This is a genomic window from Pseudoalteromonas sp. bablab_jr011 (assembly GCF_016464045.1).
Taxonomy (GTDB): Bacteria; Pseudomonadota; Gammaproteobacteria; order Enterobacterales; family Alteromonadaceae; genus Pseudoalteromonas; species Pseudoalteromonas lipolytica.
Map to the genome: position 1 here is coordinate 1 of NZ_JACDWU010000093.1, position 10,760 is coordinate 10,760.

A 10,760-nucleotide genomic window follows, 5' to 3' on the forward strand; every position below is an offset into this window, starting at 1 on the left:
CACTGCGAGTAATCGTATGCGTTTTCGTGCGTTTGGTTCTTTTGCGAAAGCGCTAAAAGCTGTTCAGCTATGTTTTGGTTCAATGTTATTAACCGGTGATTTTATATAGCCTATATTAGATCAGATATTTAAGCGGAATGGTATTATATCAGTTTTATGTATTTGTGTATGATGTGTAATACCTTTTCCTAACTCTCTATTTAAATATCTCTTATCTCTAAGGCTGTGGACTACAAAAGGGGGAGTAAATTATAAAAATACCACTATGCAGATGTGTGAAAGTGCATAATGGTTGTATATGCCCTGTTAAAAGAAGCATATTCATGATAGTTCAGCCATTAACTTATGTATGGAAAATAATCTTCAGCAAAACCAGTTACTCAGCATGCGTAGCTTATAAAGGGGCAAAGGCGAGTTATATTTATAATTCATCACTGGACATAATAGAGTTAGTACCATAGTTCGCTTTTGATACAAGTAGGTTATTCATGGTCAAATTTAATTCAACTCTAGAAACCAAATTTAGCAGATTAAGTTAAGACTTATTTAGGTAAATTTACGCAAAAAAATAGCCGCCAATCTCTTGGCGGCTATTTTCTAGTTTAGAGTCTAATTTAGTGCTTTTCTACGTGATGCAAATAGAACTGTCAATAAGCCTAAAATCCAGCCCATTGACCCACCAGAACCACCTGAATCCTTGTCAGACGAGCTTTCGCCTGAGTTATCAGTTTCAACAACATTTTTTACTGTCACCGTAACTGTTTCTTCAACTTCTAACATGCCATCAGTTACATAAACGGTGAATGTTAGATTTTCGTCTGCTGTTACACTTGGAGCGGTAAACTGTACTCCTGATGACTTTGAATTTAAAAGAGTAACTTCTGTACCACCTGTTTGAACCCAACGATAAGAAACTAAATCATTTTCATCTGAATCCGTTGCACTTGCCTTAAGTGAAACTGATGTTTTTTCATTTACAGTTTTTGTTACAATATCATTTAATACAGGGGCAACATTTGCTTTAATAATTACCGTAATAGTTTCTGAATAAAATTTATTAGAATCGTTAGCAACAACACTAAAGCGCATTGAAACATCTTCAGCTACTCTTGGAGCAATAAATGTTAAAGTACTAGAGTTATCACCTGTTGTTTCTACATCATAACCATCAATTTGTAACCAAGCCCAATTTAAGCTTTCACCTGTAGAACTAACCAAGTTAGATTCTAATGTTACATCACTACCACTTGAAAATTGTATTTCTTGACCAATAGATGTTGAATGGTCTGAAAATTGAATACTTTCAATACTCATTAACTTATGTGTAAATTGAGCGCCTGTTTTAGATGTAATGGTAATGTAATCAAGATTCTCAACCATATCATAATCAGCATATTTACCTTCATAAATTACAGTATCAAAGCCTGAATCACCATAATATTCATCATCACCAAGACTTGCTCGAATAGTATCATTGCCAGCACCACCTTCAATGACATTATTTAAATCATTGCCAATTAATTCATCATCACCTGAACCACCGACAACGTTTTCAATCTGGCTATCAGCATCCATAGTAAAGTTGTTAAATGTACGACCTAAAATTTCATTGGTAACTTCATCTTTATTAAAGCTAGGATTAGGAATAATTGAGCTAAATGCTGTTGGTCGAAGGTCTACAACACTATTTTTTGTAACATTTTCTAAACTGATAGTATCTTCACCACCATTATCAATTAGTAATTGATGATAAGAATAAGCGTCATCATATTCGTAAATATCATTACCTGTATTTTTTTGAGCAACAGGCTTACCATATAAATATTGTAGAGTTACAATATCCATTTTTTTCAATGTGGTTGGCATAAAACAATCTGTTCCTGTGCAACCTGTATTATAAGCCATTACTGTATAAAACTTATTATTATATTCTTCAGGTAACACTGTGTTTCCATCAAAAGGATGTTTTAAACCTAAAAGATGGCCAACTTCATGAAGAACAGTACTAATACCTGATGCATATGCTTCTTGATAGTTGTCATAAATACCGTATTCATTACCAAGGTTTTCATTAAAATAATTTAATGTTTCAGAGCCTGAAATTTTAATATAACGCATTTGAGATGCATCAATTTCATTTGAAGGAGGTAAAGAAGCTCCATCACCGACTTGTCCAACAATGAAAATAAAATCTGCATCTTCCGCAGAAAAAACTTCGTTAAATGTAACACCAACACTTTGTTCAATTGAATTTAAAGCTGTTTTAACACCTTCTTTTTCATAATCATGGAAAGGTCGCTGCATAACAACGTCAGAGCTTAAATAACCGATAGACTCACTTTGAAAAGCATAATTTAATGAAATAGAAGTTCCTAAATCTTCATTATAATTCCAACGTAAAGATCCAAAATCAACTTCTTCTTGGAGTTCATTCATATCCCAAAGTAAAGGTTGCAAAACCTCAGAATCAGGAAAAGTTTCATCTTCTAAATATTTATGAGTCATCATATTTGCATTAGAGAATGCTGCGACAGGGAGTAATGCAGCAATGCAAGTTGTTAATATTGTTTTTTTGAGTTTTGACATCAATTAGCCCTTTGTTATGAACGATTTTAGGAACTAACTGACAATATTCACTTGTCATACAGCATTCAGTTCCTTTGAATGTTATTTGAAAATAAGAAGTTATCCTCAAACTTAGAACTTAATAGTAATTTATAATTTTTAAATTGTGTACAAGAAAATTTTAAAATCTCAAATTCCAAGTCACGCTTGGAGCTATGGGTTACTAGCTTCTTTAAGATTCTTCAATGAACTTTTTTGAATAAAAAACAGATGATTGAAGAGCAAGAACGACTGAATAACATTATCGCCAAAAACCTTGCTAGGATTAGAGCTGATAAATGCTTATCACTACAGTCCGTAGGTGATTTCATTGGAGTATCAAATCAACAAATTTCACTTTTTGAAAAAGGAAAGAACCGTATCTCAGCAGCCCAATTGTACTTATTAGCACAAAACCTAGATGTAGGGCTTAACGAGTTCTTCATTTCTTTCGAATAGTAAAGTATGAAATATATTTTACGGTCATAATTTTCTGTTAATTATCAGGTGGTGCTAATTTAGTGTATTTGCTCGGTTAACAATGGCGGTATTGAAGTTCGTTTTTCAGCTAAGGGTTTGGAGTAACTAGGCAATTTAGCTCAGAAAGTATTCATTTTTTCCTATAGTTTGTTCCAAAACAGTTGTGTAAGTAATTGTTCTTAAATGAGTTTAAATGTCTTTAGCTGTACATGTATAATCATATTATTTTTGTTTAATTTATTGAAAATTAAAGAAAATATAGGTTTTTTATTATCATCTTGAGGGGGTGGTGGCTTCGGCCGTGGGGGTTCAAGTCCCCCCATCCGCACCAAATTTAAAAAGCCGTGACCTAAAAGTCACGGCTTTTTTCGTTTCGGTATGTTTTTGCACTTTTTTGGTGCTGTTCGCCCTCTGTTAATACTCTACCTCATTGATTTGTAAGATATATATAACTTGGTTCTCTCCTTGCTTGTTATCTTGTGTGTGTTCACCAGAGGATGCCATTATGGCAAGAATGAGTTATTTAAGCGCAATAGAACGATATGAAGAATACCAAGGGCTGATTCAAAATTTATTGCTTTCAATTCTGGCAAGTGTGCATACAGCGCTTGCTCAAAAAAAAGATGTTCAACCCCTCATTAAACAGTATCCCTTTTTAGAGTTGCAGTATTGTTTAGATAAGCAGGGAATTCAGCTAGGTAATAATGTGTGCTTTAAACCCCAGTATAAGAAAGACTTAGCTAATAGAGGGGCAGGGCAAGATTTAAGCGCTCGACCCTACTTTACAGCGATATCAAACTCGACAGAGGCACATTTCACCTCACCTTATGTATCAACGGCCACGAGGCATTTATGTATTTCGGTTATAAAGTCTGTTCAATTCAAAGAAGGCGCTCCGTGTTACGTCGTTATTGATGTGTGCCTCACCGAACTTATCGAGTTCATCATGGGGGATACGAAACGAGCGAATATGACGGCTTACTTTAAAGTAGGGTATGGGCTTATTGTCGCTTGCTTATTTTGCTTGGTATTTTATTTATTATTTAAAGTATTCGAGGGCATGTTTTCTTTGGTTACGAGCGAGCAGGTACATTCAGATCCTCTAAAGCCCTTTACGATTATTATCTTTGTTACCTTAGCCCTTGCTATTTTCGACCTAGGAAAAACGATTTTAGAAGAAGAGATTTTAATGCACAAAGATATCTTTCGTCACAGTTCAACACGTCGCACTATTACCCGTTTTATCTCAACCATTCTTATTGCAGTGTCAATAGAGGCGTTACTTACGATGTTTAAAGCCGCTTTGGGTCAAACAGAATATGTGATGCCTGCGGTATTGATGATGTTTGCGGTGGTGGGTTTGTTAATCGCATTGGCTATTTATGTCTATTTAGGTGCGAAAGCCGAAGGCATATTAACCCAAGTTCAGCGTGCCAAAATTAATACCTCTTTACAATAATTAGACGGCGTAAAAACACATAACTTAAAGCAATACCGTCACAGGGCGCATGAGCCCTATGACGGTCGTTTTTATAACGAACCACCTACACCAATGCTTGGGTTAACATAAACAGGGCCCACTTTAAATGGGGCGTTTACATTAAGGCTTGCATAAGGTGAACATGCATTTAATAGAATAGCTGCTGCGACTACTGTGATGACTTTAATTAAACGCTTTTTCATTTTATTTCCTCTTGAATGACCAGACCTGCACCCGCTGGGTCTCTAATAATAGCAACACTTCCTTTGCGAACGGTTTCATTTGGTGCCATTAAGATAACCCCGCCTGCAGCCGTTACTTTAAGTAATGTTGCATCAACATCGGCGACTTTAATGTAGTTAACCCATGTGTTACCGATTTCAGCATCGGGCTTTTTAACAAAGCCAATGGCGGGTTTATCCTCGACAGCGAGGTAGCTGTAATTGAGCTGTTGCAGTGACTTTTCCTTAGAAGAGTAATTGCCGAGGCGTTGGTAAAAAGCTTTGCTTTGTATTGGGTCATCACTCCATACTTCTTGCCAAATCCACCCATTGTCATGTGTGCTCACTGTGGGGTCGCCGTTCACAGTATTAATTAATGAAAATACAGCGCCTTGAGGGTCTTCTAATACGGCAATTGTGCCTCGTCCTTTGATTTCAGTGCTTTTTACTAATACTTTACCGCCTGCAGCAAGTGTTTTATTCGTGGCATCAGTAATATCTTGGCTACTGATAAGGCTTAACCAGAGGCTTGCATTTTGTGTGTTATCTAATTGTGCCATGCCTGCAATTAATTTACCGTCGAGTTTGGCGAAAGTGTAGCTGTCATTTACCTGTTCAAATTGCCAGCCGAACACATTGCCATAAAAAGCTTTAGACTCCGCTAAATTTGGCGTAATCAAGTCATGCCACACCACATGGCCCGTGTTTTTTGTACCAGAGTCACTAATAGCGGGGAGTTCATTGGAGGTAAGTTGGCAGCCCGTGAGGGACACCGTCGATACAGCAACAATAATCGCAGCGCGTAATGGGGATAGTAATTTCAAAGTATGCTCCTTGCAAAATAGGGTCAAGTAACAGCATAGACTATTTTTTGTTTATTATTCAATCAAAAGCAGTGCACTTTAATATTTTCTAAAGGAACTATGATAATGCGCATAGCGTGGTGATTATTTAGACGGAAAGTGGGTTACTCTTTGAATTTCTGCAATTATTCTTCTTTAAAAATTTAGTTTATGTGAAAAAGTTATCCAATTTGTCATACATATTATGCGTTTAGTTTATAAAAAATAATAAAATATAAAATAATTATACGTATTTTCACAAAATTGACATATAATGTCCCTCCAGAGGAAAGATGCTTATACCTAAGCGTCTTTTTTTATGCCTGCGATTTACAGGTAAAAATACACACACGGTATCCTTTGGAGTTTTAATTGAAATTACGTCATTTCTCACAACTAAGTGTGGCTGTTGTAGCTGCCTTATCTTCATCAGCTTTCGCTGAGCAAGAAAAAACCACTGCGAAACAAGATGCATTCGAAAAAATAGAAGTCACAGCTCGCAAACGCACAGAAAGTATTTTTGAATCGCCAACAGCGGTTACTTCAATCGGTGAAAACCTGATTGATAAAGCCAATATGAGCAACTTAGAAGATATTGGTAAATACGTGCCTAATTTAAATATTACCCGTTATGGTGTGGGTAATGCAGCGCATGCCTCTGTGTTTATTCGCGGTATTGGTTTACAAGATCACGTGATTACCACAGATCCTGGCGTAGGCGTATACTTAGATGGTGTCTACCTTGGGCGTCAAATGGGCTCAAACTTATCACTCCCGAATGTAGAGCGTGTTGAGGTGTTGCGAGGCCCACAAGGTACTTTATATGGCCGTAATACACTTGGTGGTGCAGTTAACATTATTACTAAACAACCTGGTGACGAAGGGATTGTAACGACAACGGCTAAAGTTGGAAGTCGCAATCGTTTAGCGGGTGATGTTTATTTTAATAACAGCCTTACAGACACTGTCAGCATGTCGGCCAGTGTGTCGTACAAACAACGTGATGGAGTCGGTGAGGCAATTAACCTTGTTAATCCAGCAAACGAAATTGGTGAAGAGCAAGAGCTAAGTGGTCGTATGGCGTTGAAATGGCAAGCTAACAGCGACTTATCTTTTGTTTTCTCTGTTGATGGCGTCGACAACGAATCAGGTCAATCACCTTACACAATCGAGTTAACGGCACCGTTGGACGCAAATGATCCATTTAATGGTGATTTTCCACTTTTAACTGAAGACATGCTACCAAGTAATCCAGATGATTTAGCAACGACTGTCGCAGGAATCGAATCAACGGCTTACTCAGGCTGGGGGACATCATTATCAGCTCATTGGGACATTAATAATACTTACACGGCTAAATTTATCACCAGTTACCGCAGCTCAGAATATGAAGGCGGCCTTGATGATGATGCCGTGGCACTTAATTTATCTGAATTCCCTGAAGAGGGTGGTGCCGATCAGTATTCTTTCGAAATCCAGTTAAACGGTAGCTACGATAATATGGATTTTGTGTCTGGTTTGTATTTCTTTAATGAAGATGGATTTACAAGCTCAGGGCCTTTTGTATTTAGCCCATTCAACACGCCAGACGGATTATTGAATGATGGTACAACGGCTTCATTTGGTAATTATGGTTATTTTGATATTAACCAAGAAACAAATTCATACGCAGCGTATATCAACGCAAGTTACGATTTAAGTGACGACTTAACAGTAGGCGGTGGTCTTCGTTATTCAAAAGACAAAAAAGAAGCCGATGCACAATTTCCAAGCTTTGCAACGCGTAAATACGTAAGTGCTGACTTTGATGCGGTAACATGGGACGTAAACGCGTCTTACCAGCTCAGCAATAACATGAACCTGTATGGGCAAATTCAAAAAGGCTATCAAACAGGTGGCTTTCCGCCACGTCCATTTGGTGGTCCTGATCAATTTGTCTCATTTGATGAAACAAAAGCGATTAACTATGAGCTAGGCCTTAAAGGTCAAGTGCATGAAGATATTTCTATGATGCTTGCTGTTTTTGTCACAGATTATACCGATTTAGCACTGCCATTCTCTGATCCAACAGCCGGGGGTGGTTTTGTAACGATTGTTGAAAATGCTGGCGAGTCAAAAGCACAAGGTATCGAGCTTGAAACAACGATAGCATTTACGGATGACTTTACACTGCGTAGTGCGATTGGCTACTTAGATTCAGAGATCACCGAGGTTGACGAAGGAGTGCAAGGCATTGGTAAAGGTGACTCACCTGCATTAACTCCGCGCTGGACTGTTATGCTTGCCCCATCGTACTTTGTTGACTTAAGCAACGGTGGTACGGTGGCGATTAACGCAAACTATTCGTACCGCAGTGACATGCAAGGCCAATCAGTTTACAACCAAAGTGAACATATTGAATCGCGTGAACTTGTTGGGTTTAACATTTCTTATTTAAACCCTAATGGCGACTTTGAAGTGACGCTATACGGTGAAAACGTATTGAATGAAGTTTACGATGTTGGTCGTTTACAGCAGTCAGGTTTTGTTGGTGTTATGCGCAGTAATGACCGCAGTGAATTTGGCTTAAAGTTCAAAAAAGAATTTGAGCTTTAATCGCAAGGTGAATGAAAAAGGGTAAGCATGGCTTACCCTTTTATTTTTTACAGTTTAATTCTTTTCTTGTTCAAGCTTTTCGCGGGCTGCTTTTAATTCTTCAGCCAACTCTTTTGCTTTTTGCTTGGTTTTTTCAGAAAGTTCACCAGCGGCTTCTTTACTCTCGATCCATGCATCTATGGCAATTTCTTTACCGTCGTCATACATGCTTAAACCCATTTCTTTGCTTTCTGCTAGCAGTGCTTGTAATGAGTCATCGTTAAACTCACTGGTTGCCTCTTTTACATCTTTCCATGCATCATTGACAGCTTGCTTAACTTCTTCTTTCGCTTCGGCTGCGTCTTTTTTTGCTTCATCAGCATCTTCACACCCCGTTAGGGCAATACATCCTAGTAAAACTAAACTTGCTAATTTTTTCATATTTTTCTCTAATGGTTAATTAACACCATAAGCAGTATAAGCATTTAAAAATGAATATAGCTAGAACAACACGGCTAAGTTTTCGTTTAATGGACGAAAATGATGCAGAATTATTATATGAGCTTGATAACGATCCTCAGGTAATGAAATATTTAACCCGTGGCAAAGTATCAACAATGCAAACAATTAAAAACACTTTTATTCCCCGTTTAAATGCTTTTCGCAATGAACAAAAGGGCTGGGGGCTCTGGCAGGTAAGCGTTACCGACAACAACATGTTTATTGGCTGGGTGTTAGTGAGGCCAATGGGATTTTTTGATAAGCCAGATTATAGCGACCTTGAAATTGGTTGGCGTTTTAAACGTGTTAGTTGGGGGCAGGGTTATGCATCTGAAGCCGCTTTGAGTGTTGCATTGGCGGTTAGTCAACACCCCGAAGTTAAAACACTCTCAGCAACAGCCCTAAAAGACAACCTTGCATCGATTAGTGTAATGAAAAAGCTAGGGCTAAAATTTATAAAAGAATACCAGCACCAAGATGAACACGGAGAATTACCAGCGGTGCTTTATTCATGTCCGAAAGCAGAATTAACCTCACTTAAGCGTAACTAATTGACCTTAGTAGTTTGGCATGTATAAATGAGTGTAAAAACGTCAAAAGGAATTAGTATGCGAACTTTAAAAAAATACACGGTCAGTGTCTCGCTTCTCGTTGTATTATTTTTTCATCCGCCATTATTAGCCAAACAAGCGGCTGTGGCGATGCCAGACAGTTACAGTAGCGATACTGCACGGGCAATTTTAGAGCAAGGCGGGAATGCCATTGATGCAGCCATAGCAGCCCAATTTGTGTTGGCTGTCACGTTACCTGAGGCCGGTAATATTGGGGGCGGCGGTTTTATGCTGATTCAAAAAGACGGTAAAGGTGACTTTATAGATTACCGTGAAACTGCCCCCGCAGCAGCTCATCGCGATATGTATCTCGATGAAAAAGGGAATGTGATAGACAACATGTCAGTGTATGGTATTCACGCAAGTGGTGTGCCGGGCAGTGTTGCCGGAATGTGGCTAGCACACCAAAAGCATGGCAGCTTAGAGTGGAAAACCCTCGTAGATCCTGCGGTAAAGTTGGCAGAAGACGGTTTTATTGTGCACCCGAAACTTGCTTCAAGTATCCAAAAATATATTTCGCGAATGCAGAAAAAGTCGATAAAAGTTAACTTTGCTGATTATTTTTCTGATGCTAAAGCTAATAAAACCTTTAAGCAACCAGAGCTTGCGGCAACGCTTAAGCGCATTCGTGATAATGGCAAGGCGGGTTTTTATGAAGGCGAGACAGCTAAAATAATTGCCACGTTTATGAAACAGCATGGCGGTATCATTTCAGAGCAAGACCTTAAAGACTATCAGGCCAAATCGCGTATGCCTATTAAAGGTCATTGGCGTGGTTTTGAATTGCTTACTTCACCGCCACCCAGTTCAGGGGGCATTGCTATTTTACAATGGCTAAAAATGTATGATCTTGCTAAACCAACAGGCCCTTTAGAGCATAACTCGACCCGCTATGTGCACATTCTTGCAGAAGTCGGCAAACGAGTCTTTGCTGATAGAGCAGAGTATTTAGGCGATCCTGATTTTTACGATGTACCAAAAACAGCCTTACTCGCGGATGATTATCTCGCTAAACGTGCAACGGGTATTCGTGATGATGTAATTTCGACAACTGAAAACATCAAACCAGGTTTACATGAAAGTGAGCAAACAACACATTTCTCAATTATTGATCAGTGGGGTAATGCGGTCGCAAACACAACCACAATCAACTTAAGCTTTGGCAGCGGTGTGGTTGTTTCTGGAGCAGGCTTTATTCTTAATGATGAAATGGATGACTTTAGTGCTAAACCAGGTGTTATGAATGTTTTCGGTGCATTAGGCGGTGAGGCCAACGAAATTCAACCACACAAACGGATGTTAAGCTCAATGACATATATGGACGCTCCCTTGAAGTCAAGACGAGCTAATGTATAAACATCAAAATTGATGCCTTTATTTTATTATCATGTATCTCATATCACAGTAATGATGCGTCACAAGCTTGCTGAAAAGCAAAGGTACTGAC

The 10,760-nt window shown here is 38.5% G+C and carries 8 protein-coding genes and 1 pseudogene; 5 read left to right on the forward strand and 4 right to left on the reverse strand.

Going from position 1 to position 10,760, the window contains the following annotated elements; all coding sequences use genetic code 11:
• Positions 1-609 precede the first annotated feature (609 nt).
• Positions 610-2,586, reverse strand: a complete 1,977-nt coding sequence (locus tag JIG41_RS03275; protein WP_199524251.1) for a PKD domain-containing protein — start codon at positions 2,584-2,586, stop codon at positions 610-612.
• Positions 2,587-2,820: 234 nt separating this feature from the next.
• Here JIG41_RS03275 and JIG41_RS03280 point away from each other — a divergent pair, with 234 nt between their 5' ends.
• Together JIG41_RS03280 and JIG41_RS03285 are read left to right on the forward strand one after the other, a co-directional pair.
• On the forward strand, positions 2,821-3,063 hold the full coding sequence (locus JIG41_RS03280; RefSeq protein WP_199524252.1) for a helix-turn-helix domain-containing protein: 243 nt from the start codon (positions 2,821-2,823) through the stop codon (positions 3,061-3,063).
• A 526-nt stretch (positions 3,064-3,589) separates the two neighbouring features.
• Positions 3,590-4,543 (forward strand): general glycosylation pathway protein, encoded by a 954-nt coding sequence (locus tag JIG41_RS03285; protein WP_199524253.1) that lies wholly within the window; start codon positions 3,590-3,592, stop codon positions 4,541-4,543.
• A 71-nt stretch (positions 4,544-4,614) separates the two neighbouring features.
• Here the strand turns inward: JIG41_RS03285 and JIG41_RS03290 are convergent, their stop codons facing one another.
• Positions 4,615-4,767 carry a hypothetical protein gene (locus tag JIG41_RS03290; protein ID WP_162898041.1) on the reverse strand — a complete coding sequence of 51 codons (153 nt, stop codon included), beginning with the start codon at positions 4,765-4,767 and terminating at the stop codon, positions 4,615-4,617.
• Positions 4,764-5,609, reverse strand: coding sequence for a VOC family protein (locus JIG41_RS03295; RefSeq protein ID WP_036967234.1), 846 nt, complete (start codon positions 5,607-5,609; stop codon positions 4,764-4,766). The genes JIG41_RS03290 and JIG41_RS03295 overlap by 4 nt, the downstream gene beginning before the upstream one ends.
• Before the next feature lie 390 nt (positions 5,610-5,999).
• Here JIG41_RS03295 and JIG41_RS03300 point away from each other — a divergent pair, with 390 nt between their 5' ends.
• The gene (locus JIG41_RS03300) at positions 6,000-8,222 is read left to right on the forward strand and encodes a TonB-dependent receptor (RefSeq protein ID WP_036967237.1); all 2,223 of its coding nucleotides are present in this window, start codon (positions 6,000-6,002) and stop codon (positions 8,220-8,222) included.
• 54 nt (positions 8,223-8,276) lie between these two features.
• On the opposite strand, the gene JIG41_RS03305 is transcribed toward JIG41_RS03300, so the two are convergent.
• Complete coding sequence (locus JIG41_RS03305; RefSeq protein WP_036967240.1) at positions 8,277-8,642, reverse strand: hypothetical protein; 366 nt, start codon at positions 8,640-8,642, stop codon at positions 8,277-8,279.
• 50 nt (positions 8,643-8,692) lie between these two features.
• Between JIG41_RS03305 and JIG41_RS03310 the strand changes: the two genes are divergently transcribed.
• Both JIG41_RS03310 and ggt read left to right on the forward strand, forming a co-directional pair.
• The gene (locus JIG41_RS03310) at positions 8,693-9,253 is read left to right on the forward strand and encodes a GNAT family N-acetyltransferase (protein ID WP_196857302.1); all 561 of its coding nucleotides are present in this window, start codon (positions 8,693-8,695) and stop codon (positions 9,251-9,253) included.
• Between the two features lie 57 nt (positions 9,254-9,310).
• Positions 9,311-10,627: pseudogene (gene ggt / locus JIG41_RS03315) on the forward strand (gamma-glutamyltransferase); the annotation flags it as partial.
• Between the last annotated feature and the right edge of the window lie 133 nt (positions 10,628-10,760).